This is a genomic window from Rhodanobacter fulvus Jip2, assembly GCF_000264315.1.
Lineage (GTDB): Bacteria > Pseudomonadota > Gammaproteobacteria > Xanthomonadales > Rhodanobacteraceae > Rhodanobacter > Rhodanobacter fulvus.
Genome location: NZ_AJXU01000092.1, coordinates 1 through 233 on the forward strand (window position 1 = coordinate 1; position 233 = coordinate 233).

Annotated in this window: 1 protein-coding gene; it reads right to left on the reverse strand. The window is 63.9% G+C overall.

What is annotated here, in order from left to right:
• Positions 1-233 (reverse strand): hypothetical protein (locus UU9_RS18205; protein ID WP_007083033.1); only part of this gene is annotated, 233 nt, incomplete at both ends.

Sequence of the window (233 nt, forward strand, 5' to 3'; positions counted from 1 at the left end):
GTTCCGCCATGTAGTCGGCCAGATCACCCGCCGCCCGCATGCCCACATACCCCGCCGCCTGCCCCAGCGCCTGCTTCTCCTTGATCTTGTCCACATCGAAGTCGTTGCTGACGCTATTGCCGTTGAGCGTCGTGGCACTGCGGTCGATGCCGCTGAGGTCTTGATCGGGGTTGTCGCGCACCACCATCGTGCCCTGCGCGATACTGCTTTGCGTGTCGCTGCTGTCGTGGCTG